This window comes from Tetragenococcus koreensis, from assembly GCF_003795145.1.
In the GTDB taxonomy this organism is placed as follows: domain Bacteria; phylum Bacillota; class Bacilli; order Lactobacillales; family Enterococcaceae; genus Tetragenococcus; species Tetragenococcus koreensis.
In genome coordinates this window covers 824461-840373 of record NZ_CP027786.1, presented here as the reverse complement: position 1 = coordinate 840373, position 15913 = coordinate 824461, and the positions used below count along the sequence as shown (strand labels likewise).

Sequence of the window (15913 nt, the reverse complement as noted above, 5' to 3'; positions counted from 1 at the left end):
GCTTGTTTTTTTGCTATTTCAAAATGAAAACGATTTATTTTCTCTTTCATTATTTATAATTAACTTATGAAACAAACAAGGAGGGAAACAAATGATAACATTATTAGGTGGAATAGGGTTATTAATTCTTGGTTACGTATTTTATGGTTCTTATATAGAAAAGAACTTTCAAATCAAACCTGACCGTGTAACTCCAGCCAAGGCGTTACAAGATGGTTATGATTTCGTACCTATGTCAAAATCTAAAAATGCAATTATTGAATTATTAAATATTGCAGGAACAGGCCCTATTTTTGGTCCGATTATGGGCGCTCTTTATGGTCCGGTTGCCTATTTATGGATTGTATTGGGATGTATTTTTGCTGGTGGCGTACACGATTATATGTTAGGGATGATTTCATTACGGAATAATGGTGCACATTTACCAGAGTTAGCTAGTAAGTATTTAGGCAAGCCAGTCAAACATATCGTGAATATATTCGCAATGCTGCTTTTATTACTTGTAGCAACGGTTTTTGTTACCTCACCTGCAAACCTCATTTCAAGTATCACGCCAAGTTGGATGACAGTTGGCATCATTACCGTACTTATATTCATCTATTATTTGATTTCAACAGTTTTGCCGATTGATAAGGCATTGGGTAAGGTATACCCTATTTTTGGTGCTATTTTGATTATCAGTACTATTGCGATAGGTGGAAGCTTATTATTTAGCGGTTACAGTATTCCTAATCTGACTCCACAAACATTGCGTAATTTTAACCCAGAAGGAACAGCTATTTTCCCAGCTCTGTTCTTTACGATTTCATGTGGCGCTTTGTCTGGATTTCATGCGACACAGGCACCTATGGTTTCACGAACCACTGAGAATGAACGAGAAGGACGTTTTACTTTTTACGGTATGATGGTGGGTGAAGGAGTGATCGCCATGATCTGGGCAGCAGCTTCCATGACATTGTTTGACGGACAAACATTAAGTGGTATGATCAATGCTGGTACGCCTTCTGCTGTTGTAAATGAAGTTTCAATTATGTTGCTAGGAAATGTTTTTGGTATGGTGGCAATTGTTGGTGTGATTGTGTTGCCAATATCTTCAGGTTTGTCGGCATTCAGAAGTTGCCGGACTATTTTAGCTGATTACATTGGAATGAAGCAAGATAAAATCAAAAAGATTTTACTGGTTGCGATCCCACTATTTCTTATTTCTTTTGTCCTTACGCAAATTGACTTCAACATTTTATGGCGCTATTTTAACTGGGCCAACCAAGTAACTGCCGTCATTGCTTTGCTAGTATCCACTCGTTATCTCTTTTTAAAAGGAAGAAATTATTTTGTGACGTTGGTTCCAGGAAGTTTCATGTTATATGCTTGTATAGTTTATATCCTCAGTGAACCGATCGGCTTACAAATGGGGCTCACACCACTTTCTTATATTCTAGGAGCTGTTTTGTCACTAGGCATACTCTGGGTATTCTGGATGACTGGACTTAAACAAAAATCTTCTCTTGAACCGAATAGTCAGTTATTAAATGACCAGTGGCCAATCCAAACCCTTGCTAAAAACGAAGAAGCCTCTGAGCTTGGCAGATAAAAGACTAATTGAATCATTCGAGTAGTCCCTAGAATTAAAAACACCGTTTTTGCTTGTAGAGATAAAAAGCAAAGACGGTGCTTTTTGTCGAAATGAATTCATAATAAAATCAAATGTTCTATTATTTTTTTAGATTTTACCAGAAAATAGTTTAGCAGTACTTGTAATTTGTCCTGTCCACAGGCATAATGTTGGTAAGTACTTCACGCTTATATATAGTCGTAATTGGTCGGCTGTTTCTACCCGATACCGTAAATATTGGACTATAAGTAAAAAATGTGCCTCTTTGCACACTTTTTTGCCTCGTTCAAAAAAGGTGCTTTTTTTAATCGAAAAAAAGGAGAGTAAAAATGGAAGAATTGGTTCGTCGCATACAAGAAGATGGAAATGTTTTATCTGATGGCGTTTTAAAAGTCGATCGTTTTATCACTCACCAAGTGGATCCTGTTTTAATGGAACATATTGGTGCTCGGTTAGCAGAAGTTTTTGCTGAAAAGAAAATAACAAAAGTAGTTACCATTGAAGCTTCTGGTATCGCGCCTGCGATATACGCGGCGCAAAGTTTAAACGCCCCTATGATTTTTGCTCGTAAAGCTAAAAGTTTGACGATGGATGAAGAACTGCTGACCAGTTCTGTTTATTCTTTTACTAAACAAGTCACAAGTACAATCTCTATTTCGCGAAAATTTTTAAATGAACAAGATCGCGTATTGATTGTAGATGATTTTTTAGCTAATGGACAAGCAGCTAAAGGATTAATTGAATTGTGCCAACAAGCCGGCGCGCAAGTTGAAGGAATTGGTATTGTAATTGAAAAAGGTTTTCAAATGGGAAGAGAATTGTTAGAAGACATGGGTGTCCCTGTTGTTTCACTTGCTCGAATCGAGTCCTTAGAAAACGGTAAAGTCTCATTTAAACAAGCGGATGCATAGTTTTAAATGACAAATCTTTTATGGTAAGAAGAAATTTTGCCTAACCAGCTAAGCAGAGATGATGTTTAGCTGGTTATTTATGGTTAAGAAAGCAATAAATACCAAAATTTAGCAGCTGCTCGTAAAAATTATCATTGCTGAATCCTTTTATGCTAGTTTTTTTATTTTCAGATAAAAATTTTTTCTTAACTACTGGAAGAACCCTTGCGGCTATCTGATTTTCAATGTATCATTTAAAAGTAGAAGCGAATCAATTATGGAAAGTAGGGATCAACTTGGTCAGACCTTTGATGCCAGGTGGAACAATTGGGATTGTCGGCGGTGGGCAGCTAGGCAAAATGATGACAATCAGTGCAAAAAATATGGGGTTTCATGTTGGTGTTTTGGATCCAGCAGGTGATTGTCCAACAGCTCAAGTAGCTGACTGGCATATTATTGCTGACTGCGATGATGTGCTTGCCTTAGAAGCACTAGCAAAACGAAGTGATATTATCACTTATGAAACAAGTAAAATCGGAGTCGAAAGTTTAAATGCTGTGATTGATTCAGCTAACGTTCCTCAAGGTACCGATTTATTAGCAATCACTCAAGACCGATTGCTGGAAAAATCGTTTTTAGAGACAAATAATATTGTTATCCCGCCTTATGAAACGATTATTAGTCCTACTGATATTCAAGAAGCAATTGATAGTATTGGCTTTCCCTGTGTGTTAAAAACCACACGTGATATGGATCAACAATATATTTTACATACGATGTCTGATTTAGCTCCTTCAATGAGTTTGCTTAGAGAAGGGACTTGCGTGTTGGAAGCATTGATTCCCTATGAAAAGGAATTATCGGTCCTCGTTGCGGGAAACGGTCAAGAATATACGACGTTTCCTGTGGTAGAAAATATTCATCGTGACACAATTTTATTTGAAACCATTGCAGGAGCTGATGTAGCCGGTGACGTAGCTGAAGAAGTAAAACGTATTGGATTACAAATTGGCGAAACTTTGGCTTTGCAAGGAATCTTGGCAATTGAAATGGGGCTAACTGAATCAGGGAGTATTTATGTGACTAAATTGACACCACGGCCTCATAGTACTGGAAACTATTCGATTGATGTTTGTAGTATGAGTCAATTTGATGCCCATATTCGAGGAATTTGCGGCTGGCCTTTAGGAGAGGTCCAGTTATTTAGTAAAGCGGTAACGGTCAATATTTTAGGGGAAGCTTTAAATACCAGCGTAAGATTAATTCCAGAAAAGTCGGATTGGAATTTTTATTATTACGGTAAAAAAAGAACAGTGAATAACCGAAAAATGGGACATATCACTATTCCAACAGCTACGCCAGAAACAGTTTTAAATGAAATTGACGCAACGAATTTGTAACTAGAAGGAGAAAAACATGTTAGCACGTTATACACGCAAAGAGATGGGAAAAATATGGTCGGATGAAAACCGTTATAACGCTTGGCTTGAGACCGAAATTCTAGCCGACGAAGCTTGGGCGGAACTAGGCGAGATTCCACAAAAAGATGTGGAAAAAATTAAAGCTAACGCCACATTTGATATTTCACGAATTCAAGAAATTGAAGCACAAACCAAACATGATGTGGTCAGCTTTACACGTGCCGTTTCTGAATCATTGGGCGAAGAAAGAAAATGGATTCACTATGGACTGACTTCTACCGATGTTGTTGATACAGCTTATGGTTATTTAATGAAACAAGCCAATGAAATTTTGCGAGACGACTTAGAAAAATTTGCGGAAACAATTGCTAAAAAAGCGAAAGATTATAAATATACGGTAATGATGGGCAGAACGCACGGTGTTCACGCTGAACCAACAACTTTCGGTTTAAAACTTGCGTTATGGTATGCGGAAGTAAAACGTCAAATCGAACGTTTTGAACACGCGGCTAAAGGAGTAGAAGCTGGGAAAATTAGTGGTGCTGTGGGAACTTTTGCCAATATTCCACCATTTGTCGAGCAATACGTTTGTGATAAATTAGGACTACGTGCACAAGACATTTCCACCCAAGTTTTACCGCGTGACTTGCATGCGGAATATATTGCTAGTATGGCATTAGTTGCGACGAGTATTGAAAAATTTGGAACCGAAATTCGCAGTTTACAAAAATCTGAAACGCGGGAAGTGGAAGAATTTTTTGCTCCAGGACAAAAAGGGTCTTCAGCTATGCCGCATAAAAGAAATCCAATTGGTTCTGAAAATATGGCAGGTCTAGCGCGAGTGATGCGTGGACATATGGTTACGGCATATGAAGATGTTTCATTATGGCATGAACGAGATATTTCTCATTCTTCAGCTGAACGGATCATTATTCCGGATACCACGATTTTACTGGATTACATGTTAAATAGATTTAACAATATCTTAGATAATCTCACGGTATTACCTGAAAATATGAAAAAAAATATGGGCGCGACTTTTGGGCTCATTTATAGTCAACGTGTACTATTAAAATTAATTGACCACGGAATGACAAGGGAAGAAGCTTATGATTTAATTCAACCAAAAACGGCAGAAGCGTGGGATGAACAGATAGATTTTCGTTCCTTGTTGGAAAATGATGAACAAATCACAGACGTATTATCTGAAGACGAAATGAATGACGCTTTTGATTATCACTACCATTTAAAACATGTAGATGAAATTTTTAAACGAGTAGGCATCGATTAAAGGAGGAAATATAGATGAAACAAGTGAAATTTGGTTCAACCGGTATTGAAGTACCAAGTGTGGTTTTAGGTTGTATGCGTATGAACTCGGCTTCTGATCCGGCACAAGTGATTCAAACGGCAGCTGATAACGGAATTACATTTTTTGATCATGCAGATATATATGGCAAAGGTGAATGCGAACAAATTTTTGCTAAAAATTTAGCCAAAACTTCTATCAAACGAGAAGATTTATTTATCCAATCAAAATGTGGCATTGTTCCAGGTGAAATGTATGATTTTTCGAAAAATCATATTATTGAAGCGGTTAATAGCAGCTTAGAACGTTTGCAGACCGACTATCTGGATTCTTTGCTTTTACATCGTCCTGATACATTGATGGAACCTGAAGAAGTAGCTGCCGCTTTTGATGAACTAGCTACTCAAGGAAAAGTTCGTCATTTTGGCGTAAGTAATCATAATCCAGCACAAATCAAATTGCTGCAAAGTGTAGTCAAACAACCATTAGTGGCCAATCAGCTACAATTTGGTCTAATGCATACGGGAATGATTGATGAAGGCTTATATGTCAATCGGAAAGAAGAACAAGCGAACGTTCGTGATGGTGAGATTTTAGAATTCTCTCGTTTGGAAAACATGACAATTCAAGCATGGTCACCTTATCAAGCTAGTTCTGTTAAAGAAGTCTTTATAGACAATGTTCGTTTTCCAGAATTAAATCAAAAATTAGATGAGCTAGCTGAAAAATATAACACGACACCGAACGGCCTTGCTTCAGCCTGGGTTTTACGTCATCCAGCGAATATGCAAGTGATTGCGGGTACGATGAACATCCAACGAATCGAAGAAATCGCTCAAGCTTCTGAAATCCAATTAAGCAGAAAAGATTGGTATCAACTTTATTTAGCAGCTGGAAATAAGTTACCATAAAAAAGCAGTCGATTGTTCGTAATAAACGAACGATCGGCTGTTTTATTTATCTAAAAGCTAAGCTTTAGTTGCAAAAATTATTCATATACGCTAAGTTGTTAGAGGTTTGAAAAAATTAACGAATGAAGCGAGAGGATGTTATCGATGTTTGATATGCAAGTGTTTGATTATGAGGACATTCAATTAATACCGAATAAATGTATCGTCGACAGCCGCTCAGAATGCGATACGAGCGTTACTTTAGGGAAACACACATTTAAAATGCCAGTAGTGCCAGCGAATATGCAAACGATCGTAGATGAGACTATTTCAGAATTTTTGGCAGAAAATGGTTATTTTTATATTATGCATCGTTTTGATGAACAAGCAAGAATTCCATTTATAAAAAAAATGAAGAAAAAGGGACTCATTACGTCAATTAGTGTGGGCGTTAAAGAAGGTGAATACACTTTTGTTGATGAATTAGCACAAGAAAACTTGGTTCCATATTATATCACAATTGATATTGCACACGGCCATTCAAACTCAGTGATTGCAATGATTCAATATATCAAGAAGAAGCTGCCGTATACTTTTGTTATCGCCGGTAATGTGGGTACGCCTGAAGCTGTCCGTGAATTAGAAAATGCAGGCGCAGATGCGACAAAAGTTGGGATTGGTCCTGGAAAAGTCTGCATCACGAAATTAAAGACTGGATTTGGTACAGGCGGTTGGCAGTTAGCTGCTTTACATTGGTGTTCAAAAGCAGCTAGAAAACCGATTATTGCTGATGGGGGTATCCGTAACCATGGTGATATAGCTAAATCCGTACGTTTTGGTGCAACGATGGTCATGATTGGTTCGTTATTTGCGGGTCATGAAGAATCGCCTGGTGAAACAAAAGTTGAAGATGGCACTGTTTATAAAGAATACTTTGGCTCTGCTTCTGAGTTTCAAAAGGGTGAAAAGAAAAATGTTGAAGGCAAAAAGATTTGGGTTGTTCATAAGGGATCTTTTAAAGATACTTTGGTTGAAATGCAACAAGATTTACAATCTTCTATCTCTTATGCTGGTGGTAAAGACTTGGATTCCATTCGCACCGTAGATTATGCGATTGTAAAAAATTCAATCTTTAACGGTGATACCATTTAAGCATAGCTTGTTTTTGCTTTGTCTGATAAAATGATGCTGAGGTGAAAGAGATGCCGATTAAAGTAATGTCCATATTTGGCACGCGGCCAGAAGCAATCAAAATGGCACCAGTTGTCAATGCATTAAAACAAGATGAACGTTTTCTACCCAAAACAGTGATTACAGCTCAGCATCGGGATATGTTAGATCAAGTACTGCAGATTTTTGATATTGCTCCGGACTATGACTTAGATATCATGGCTCAAGGTCAAACATTGACTGATATTACAACAAAAGTCTTACTCGATTTACAACCCATCTTACAAAAAGAGCAGCCAGACATGGTACTTGTTCACGGAGATACTACCACGACCTTTGCAGCAGCTACCGCAGCTTTTTATCAGCAAGTGCGCATCGGGCATGTAGAGGCTGGATTAAGAACTTGGAATAAGTATTCGCCATTTCCTGAAGAGGCGAATAGACAAATGACGGATGCCTTGGCAGACTTATTTTTTGCTCCAACTGAACAAAGTAAACTGAATTTATTAGCTGAAAATCATCCTGAAAAGGCGATTATTATTACCGGAAATACAGCAATCGACGCGATGAAATTTACAGTAAAAAAAGACTATACTGCGCCTTCATTAGCGCCAAATGGGCAGCGGCAATTGGTACTTACTATGCATCGCCGGGAAAATTTGGGTCAGCCAATGACACAAGTGTTCTCTGCTTTAAGACGGATTGCTAAAGAGTTTGCTGATGTTTCTATTGTTTTTCCTATGCATAAAAATCCACAGGTACGCAAGTTAGCTCAAGAAAAATTAGCTGACTTAGATAATGTTCGGTTGATAGAACCTTTAGATGTGGTCGATTTTCATAACTTTATTGCCAATAGCTATTTAGTTTTAAGTGACTCTGGCGGTGTGCAAGAAGAAGCTCCTTCATTGGGCGTACCGGTACTCGTTTTAAGAGATACAACCGAGCGGCCCGAAGGAATCGATGCAGGCACGTTAAAGTTAATTGGAACTCAAGAAGAAGATGTTTATCATTCGACAAAAAAATTATTGAACGACCCACAAGCTTATATGGCAATGGCACAAGCTAAAAATCCTTATGGTGATGGTTTTGCTAGTGAATATATTTTAGATGCGATTAGCGAGTATTTTATTCAAGATAAGTAAAATACTGTTTTGGTTGATTTGATAAGAGTTAAGGTCAATGACTTGTCAATTTATTATCAGATAAAGGATTGTACAAGAAAGTGTTCTATTCTGACAAAGAATAGAGTTGCAACCATGCAATATTCGCTTTTTTTAACATATTGTTTAAAGAAACTTACATTATGGCTGCAAGAAATAGTTTTCTATTGACGAAAAATTTTATATCCGTTACTCTGTGGTTAGAAAATTAAATAATTGTTAGGTGAGGCTCCTATACGGAAATAAGCTGCTGCCGCGAAAGGATCGAGAGACTCTTAGCTGGTATAACATGGATGCTCGAAAAGGTCATCCATAACGTAGCTGACGACATTTTTGTGGTCTACGACGTATAGTGTCAAAGCTCGACGATGGCCATAAGTTCATAAGTTATTTATATTACTGTGCACGCTCATTGTTGAGTATGCGCAGTTTTTTTGTGGTGACGTCTTTCACTTTAACAATGACTCAATTTTTTTGAGTTTTAGAAAGAGAGGCGATAGTAATGGAGGATCCCCAGTGTAAAACTAAAAGAATAACTAAAAATAGCTAGGGGATCGTTAGCGTCTCCTAGCAAGAGCTTGGAGGAGAGAACATGAGAACACCACAAAATAAAGAAAGAGAAATTAAACAATTAGGTTTATATTCACAAAGAGAAATAATGATGACTTTACGTACGTCTGACAAAGGTCTATCTGAAGAAGATGCTAAAAAAAGACTAGAAGAGTATGGTGAAAATCGAGTAAATGCGCAAAAGCCACTACCAGCATGGAAAATTTTCTTACGTGCTTTTCGCGATCCATTTGTTTTTGTGCTGGCTTTTCTAATGGTAATATCTTTTCTTACCAATGATTTAGACGCTGGCATTGTGATGGCAGTCATGATTTTAGCGAGCACATTGATTACTTTTGTGCAAGAATATCGTTCACAAAAAGCGAGTATAGAGCTAAAAGAATTCATCGAAAATACTTGTGCGATCACACGTGTTGCTGAAACAAATGAAATACCGATGGAAAATGTCGTGCCAGGGGACCTACTGACGTTGGAAACCGGCGATATGATTCCGGCTGATGCAGTACTAGTTTGGACGAAAGATTTGTTCGTCAACCAATCTTCTTTGACTGGAGAATCCATGCCGGTAGAAAAATTTGCTGAAGTTGATCAGGAAAAAGCCCAAAAAGATTCAGCTGTTGAAATGGACAACTTGGTTTTTATGGGAACGGATGTGTTAAGTGGTCAGGCAAAAGCTATTATTTTAAAAACAGGACAAAATACCTTTTTTGGTGACATTGCCCAAAACGCTTCAAAACAACGTAATAACACAGCATTTAATCAAGGCCTAACGCAAATTAGTAAATTATTGTTACGAATGGTTTTTATTCTATTTCCTATTGTATTTGTATTAAACGGATTGACAAAAGGCGACTGGACACAAGCTTTCTTCTTTGCCATCGCTGTAGCAGTAGGTCTTACACCTGAAATGCTACCTATGATTGTGACGACGAATTTAGCAAAGGGCGCGATGACACTATCTAAAGAAAAAGTGATCGTAAAAGAGCTCCCAGCTATTCAAAACTTAGGCGGTATGGATGTATTATGCACGGATAAGACCGGAACCATTACCGAGGATCGTGTAGTATTGGTACAGCATCTGGATTCTTCTGGGGATGAAAATAGTGAAGTTCTTGATATTGCTTATATGAATGCTTTTTATCAAACAGGTTGGAAAAATCTTATGGATCGTGCACTGATCGATTATTATGATGAAAACAATAAACATTTACCTTATAAAGAAATTGAAAAAATCGATGAGATTCCTTTTGATTTTGCTCGCCGTCGTCAAACAGCAGTAGTAAAAGTGGATGGCAACCATCAACTGATGTTTACTAAAGGTGCCGTCGAAGAAATGGAAGAAACTTGCTCCGCTGTTAGATGGCAAAATCAGACAGTTCCTTTGAACGAAGATTTGAGAAAAGAATTGCGCGCACTTAACCGTAAGTTAAATGAACAAGGTATGCGTGTATTGACTGTGGCAATACGAACCGATGTGCATGAAGAAGCTATTTATTCCACTGATGACGAAAAAGATATGGAACTATTGGGGTTTGTCTGCTTTCTAGATCCAGCAAAGGAAACAGCGAAAACTGCTATCGATTCATTGCATCAACATGGCGTAGTCGTGAAAGTTTTAACTGGAGATAATGATATTGCTGCAAAAAAAGTATGCAATGATGTTGGAATTGCAGTTGACGATTGGTTATTAGGTAAAGAAATTGAAGAGATGTCTGACGAAGAACTAACAACTAAAGTAGATCACGTTCATTTATTTGCCAAATTAAATCCGCAACAAAAATCGCGGATTATTGAAATTTTACAAAGTAAAAAACATACAGTTGGTTTTATGGGTGATGGGATTAATGATGCGCCTGCATTAAGAACGGCAGACGTAGGAATTTCTGTTGACACAGCCGCCGATATTACCAGAGATGCCAGTTCCATTATTCTGCTGGAAAAAAGTTTGAATGTACTTGCTCAAGGCGTTACTGAAGGTCGTCGCGTTTTCAGTAATATGATGAAATATATCAAGATGACGATCAGTTCCAATTTTGGAAATGTCTTTACGATTCTAGCGGCGAGCGCTTTTCTGCCGTTTCTACCCATGCTTTCGCTTCAATTATTAGTTCAAAATTTGATTTATGACATGGCTCAGTTAGCGCTCCCATGGGATAATGTAGATGAAAGAGAACTTAGTGCACCAGTTAAATGGAAAGTTAAGGGACTATTGAAATTTACGCTTTGTATTGGTCCTATCAGCAGTATTTTTGATATTGCTACCTTTTTTGTGATGTGGTATATCATTGAAGCTAATACTGTTAGTGAGCAAGGGCTGTTCCAAACAGGTTGGTTTGCTATTGGTTTGATTACCCAAACTTTGGTTGTCCACTTCTTACGTACTAGCAAACGGTCCTTAATTGATAGCCATGCTTCCTGGCAAGTTACATTAACGAGTATTATCGCTTGTTTACTAGGAGGATTGATTATTTTAACGCCATTACGCGAAGCATTTGATTTTGAGCAATTGCCGAATAATTATTGGATTTATTTCTTCTTAATTGTTCCGGCCTATCTTTTGACAGTAGAAGTGGTTAAACGAATTTATATTGCGATTAATAAAGAATGGATTTAAATAAGAGGTTCAAAAAAGGTGAGGTTTTATATCTCATCTTTTTTAGTATAATAATAAATTTGAGAAATAAGCCAAAAAAGCGCCAATAGAGGGACTGTTTTAATTTTTGATACATTCGCGCAAAATTTCACATTAAAATAATCAGTCAAAATATGAATTACTGCATACTGTATTGTTTCTTTTTTTTAACTGTACTAATTTTGTGATGAAGAGCACGAACTTGATTCACGAAAGCAAACGTTTCCTCAAATTGTTTATAATTTTTTAAAACTTTAACTTCTGACTGCTATAAAACGGGAATAATACAATTTTAATGAACATTGTACTTGTTTTTTTGTGATAAAAATGATAATTTTATAGTTGTAAGTGGTTAAAACAGTAATACAGAATTTTTTTGCTGTTATAATGACTCAGAATATAGAATCAATCGATTAAAAGAGAGGAAAGTGTGACAAGATGGCAAAGAAGAAAACGATTGACTTTCAAGCATTGCTAAATGAAGTTGATACGCTATTTCCAACTTATCAAGCCTTGGATCAAGATGGAAATGTGGTAGATGAATCGTTAGTACCTGATTTAAGTGATGAACAATTAGTTGAGTTAATGAGTCGTATGGTATGGTCACGTGTGTTGGACCAACGCTCAACTGCTTTGAACCGACAAGGACGTTTAGGATTTTTCGCTCCAACTGCCGGACAAGAAGCAAGTCAATTAGCAAGTCATTTTGCTTTTGAAAAAGAGGATGTTTTACTTCCAGGATATCGTGATGTTCCACAATTAATAAAACATGGACTACCTTTATATCAAGCATTTTTGTGGTCTCGTGGGCACGTAGTCGGTAATGAATACAAAGATGACCTACAAGCTTTACCCCCTCAAATTATTATTGGTGCACAATATGTACAAGCTGCAGGTGTGGCTTTAGGTTTGAAAAAACGAGGTAAAAAGAACGTAGCATTTACTTATACTGGTGATGGCGGTTCTTCTCAAGGAGACTTTTACGAAGCAATCAACTTTGCTGGTGCTTATAAAGCAAATGGCGTGTTTTATATACAAAATAACGGTTTTGCAATCTCTACACCTCGTGACCAACAAACGGCAGCAACAACACTTGCTCAAAAAGCGGTTGCAGCAGGGATCCCTGGTATTCAAGTAGATGGAATGGATCCGCTTGCGGTTTATACTGTATCAAAATTAGCGCGTGAATGGGCTGCTAACGGAAATGGTCCAGTACTAATTGAAGCAGTAACTTATCGCTATGGTGCGCATACTTTATCTGGTGATGATCCAACCCGTTACCGTTCAAAAGAATTAGACGATGAATGGCAAAAGAAAGATCCATTGATCCGTTTCCGTAATTATTTACAAAATAAAGGTCTATGGACAAAAGAACAAGAAGAAGAAGTTATGGAAAATGCAAAACAAGAAATTAAAGATGCCATTGCTGAAGCGGATAAAGTTCCAAAACAAAAAGTATCTGATTTCTTGAAGAATATGTTTGAAGAACAACCTCAAAATATTCAAGAACAAATCAAATTTTACGAAGCGAAGGAGTCGAAATAATCATGGCACAAAAAACAATGATTCAAGCAATCACTGATGCCTTAGCTGTTGAATTGGAAAATGATAAAGATGTCTTAGTTTTTGGTGAAGACGTTGGTAAAAACGGCGGGGTATTCCGTGCGACTGCTGATTTGCAAGATAAATTCGGTGAAGAGCAAGTCTTTGATACACCATTAGCTGAATCCGGTATTATGGGCTTGTCTTTTGGTTTGGCTTTAGAAGGCTACCGAGCTGTGCCTGAAATTCAATTCTTCGGTTTTGTGTTTGAAGCAATGGATGAAATTGTGGGACAAATCGCACGTACACGTTATCGTATGGGCAGCACCCGTAATCTACCAATTACCCTTCGCGCGCCATTTGGTGGCGGTGTGCATACACCAGAATTGCACTCTGATAACTTAGAAGGACTGATTGCTCAAGCACCAGGTATTCGTGTAGTTATTCCTTCAAATCCTTATGATGCAAAAGGGCTATTGATCTCTTCTATTAAAAGTAATGACCCAGTTGTTTATTTAGAACATATGAAACTTTATCGTTCATTCCGTGAAGAAGTTCCAGATGGTGAATATGAAGTGCCATTGGATAAAGCAGGGATTGCTAAAGAAGGAAACGACATTACCATTGTAACTTATGGCGCAATGGTTCGTGAATCTTTAAAAGCAGCTGAAAACTTGGCAAAAGAAAACATTAGCGTGGAAGTTATCGATTTACGCACTGTTTCTCCAATTGACATGGAAACAATTATTGCGTCAGTAGAAAAAACAAACCGAGTTGTTGTTGTGCAAGAAGCGCAAAAACAAGCAGGCGTTGCTGCGAAAATTTCTTCTGATATTGCTGAAAAAGCAATCCTTTCATTAGAAGCACCAATCGGACGAGTTTCTGCACCAGATACTGTTTTCCCATTTGGTCAAGCTGAAGGAATTTGGTTGCCAAATGCAGCAGATATTGAAGAAAAAGTCAAAGAAATCGCAAACTTCTAATTGCACAAAGTAAATGAGTACTCTTTTTAGAGGTAAGGGAGAAGGAAACGTTTCTCTTATCTCTTAAAATGTGTGCTTGTAATATGAACTCTAAATAAAGGAGATATCAAAATGGCATTTCAATTTAAATTACCAGATATCGGCGAAGGAATTGCAGAAGGCGAAATTGTCAAATGGATGGTTAAAGCAGGCGATACGATCAATGAAGACGATACATTGCTTGAAGTACAAAACGACAAATCGGTGGAAGAAATCCCTTCTCCGGTAACTGGGACAGTTAAAAATATCTTAGTTGATGAAGGAACCACTGCAGCAGTTGGCGATACATTAGTAGAAATTGACGCTGAAGGCTATGAAGATGACTCTTCAGATGATACAGCCGCGGCAAAAGAAGAACAAACACCAGCAGCCCCCGCTGCAGATGCTGAATCCGGTGAAGAAGGTTTTTATGAATTTAAATTACCAGACATCGGTGAAGGAATGGCAGAAGGCGAAATCGCTAAATGGATGGTTAAAGCAGGCGATACGATCAATGAAGATGATACACTGCTTGAAATCCAAAATGACAAATCAGTAGAAGAAATCCCTTCTCCAGTAACTGGGACGGTTAAAAACATCTTAGTTGATGAAGGTGAAGTAGCCAATGTTGGCGATACATTAGTAGAAATTGATGCTCCAGGGCATAACAATTCTAAACCTAGTGCCCCTGCTGCTGATAAAGAAGAAAGCAAAGAAGAAGCAAGTACTGACACTACTGGTTCAACCGGTGTAGTTGCAACAGCTGATCCAAATAAACGGGTCTTGGCTATGCCTTCTGTTCGTCAATTTGCTCGTGAAAACGATGTTGACATCTCACAAGTAACAGCAACTGGTAAAGGTGGACGCGTAATTAAAGAAGACGTTGAAAGCTTTATTTCTGGGGGCAGTCAAGCGGCTGCGGCAAGCTCAGAAACTACTGAAAAATCAGATGCTTCTCAACCAGAAGAAAAAGCAGCACCAGCTAAACCATTTACTTCTAGCTTGTCTGACTTAGAAACACGCGAAAAAATGACACCAACACGTAAAGCTATTGCAAAATCAATGACTAACAGTAAACATACTGCACCTCATGTTACTTTGCATGACGAAGTTGAAGTAACTAAGCTTTGGGATCAACGGAAGAGATTCAAAGAAGTTGCTCAAGAAAATGGTACAAAACTAACTTTCTTGCCATACGTTGTTAAAGCATTGACTGTAACAGCGAAGAAATTCCCTGTACTAAATGCTTCGATTGATGATGCAGCACAAGAAATTGTTTACAAACATTATTACAATATCGGTATTGCAACAGATACTGATCATGGTTTATATGTGCCAAACGTGAAAGAAGCCGATCGCAAAGGAATGTTTGCTATTGCAGACGAAATCAATGAAAAAGCAGGACTTGCTCATGAAGGCAAACTCACTGCACAAGATATGCGTGATGGTTCAATTACCATTAGTAACATTGGATCAGTTGGCGGTACTTGGTTCACACCAGTTATCAACTACCCTGAAGTTGCTATATTAGGCGTAGGTACGATTAAACAAGAACCAATCGTTAACGACGAAGGCGAAATTGTTGTAGGCCGCATGATGAAATTGTCATTGAGCTTTGACCACCGTATTGTTGATGGTGCAACTGCTCAAAAAGCGATGAACAACATCAAGCGTTTGTTAAACGATCCAGAGTTATTATTAATGGAAGGATGATAA

At 37.8% G+C, this 15913-nt stretch carries 11 protein-coding genes and 2 riboswitches; all 11 genes read left to right on the top strand.

Annotated features, from left to right (window positions below):
* The first annotated feature begins 91 nt into the window (after positions 1-91).
* Positions 92-1591 carry a carbon starvation CstA family protein gene (locus C7K43_RS03950; RefSeq protein ID WP_124005671.1) on the top strand — a complete coding sequence of 500 codons (1500 nt, stop codon included), beginning with the start codon at positions 92-94 and terminating at the stop codon, positions 1589-1591.
* Positions 1592-1780: 189 nt separating this feature from the next.
* Positions 1781-1877, top strand: a riboswitch (purine riboswitch).
* Between the two features lie 64 nt (positions 1878-1941).
* Positions 1942-2523 carry a xanthine phosphoribosyltransferase gene (locus tag C7K43_RS03945; protein ID WP_124005670.1) on the top strand — a complete coding sequence of 194 codons (582 nt, stop codon included), beginning with the start codon at positions 1942-1944 and terminating at the stop codon, positions 2521-2523.
* 224 nt (positions 2524-2747) lie between these two features.
* Positions 2748-3902 carry a 5-(carboxyamino)imidazole ribonucleotide synthase gene (gene purK, locus C7K43_RS03940; protein WP_124005669.1) on the top strand — a complete coding sequence of 385 codons (1155 nt, stop codon included), beginning with the start codon at positions 2748-2750 and terminating at the stop codon, positions 3900-3902.
* Positions 3903-3918: 16 nt separating this feature from the next.
* A complete protein-coding gene (purB, locus tag C7K43_RS03935) occupies positions 3919-5214 on the top strand; it encodes an adenylosuccinate lyase (protein WP_124005668.1) in 1296 nt (431 codons plus the stop codon).
* 14 nt (positions 5215-5228) lie between these two features.
* Positions 5229-6143, top strand: a complete 915-nt coding sequence (locus C7K43_RS03930; protein ID WP_124005667.1) for an aldo/keto reductase — start codon at positions 5229-5231, stop codon at positions 6141-6143.
* A 153-nt stretch (positions 6144-6296) separates the two neighbouring features.
* Positions 6297-7274, top strand: a complete 978-nt coding sequence (gene guaC, locus C7K43_RS03925; RefSeq protein ID WP_124007237.1) for a GMP reductase — start codon at positions 6297-6299, stop codon at positions 7272-7274.
* Between the two features lie 50 nt (positions 7275-7324).
* A complete protein-coding gene (wecB, locus tag C7K43_RS03920) occupies positions 7325-8434 on the top strand; it encodes a non-hydrolyzing UDP-N-acetylglucosamine 2-epimerase (protein ID WP_124005666.1) in 1110 nt (369 codons plus the stop codon).
* Between the two features lie 226 nt (positions 8435-8660).
* A riboswitch (M-box (ykoK) riboswitch) is annotated at positions 8661-8832 on the top strand.
* A 212-nt stretch (positions 8833-9044) separates the two neighbouring features.
* Positions 9045-11636, top strand: a complete 2592-nt coding sequence (gene mgtA / locus C7K43_RS03915) for a magnesium-translocating P-type ATPase (protein WP_124005665.1) — start codon at positions 9045-9047, stop codon at positions 11634-11636.
* A gap of 456 nt (positions 11637-12092) precedes the next feature.
* Positions 12093-13199, top strand: a complete 1107-nt coding sequence (gene pdhA, locus C7K43_RS03910) for a pyruvate dehydrogenase (acetyl-transferring) E1 component subunit alpha (RefSeq protein ID WP_124005664.1) — start codon at positions 12093-12095, stop codon at positions 13197-13199.
* Between the two features lie 2 nt (positions 13200-13201).
* On the top strand, positions 13202-14179 hold the full coding sequence (locus tag C7K43_RS03905) for an alpha-ketoacid dehydrogenase subunit beta (protein WP_124005663.1): 978 nt from the start codon (positions 13202-13204) through the stop codon (positions 14177-14179).
* A gap of 111 nt (positions 14180-14290) precedes the next feature.
* A complete protein-coding gene (locus C7K43_RS03900) occupies positions 14291-15910 on the top strand; it encodes a dihydrolipoyllysine-residue acetyltransferase (protein WP_124005662.1) in 1620 nt (539 codons plus the stop codon).
* Positions 15911-15913 lie beyond the last annotated feature (3 nt).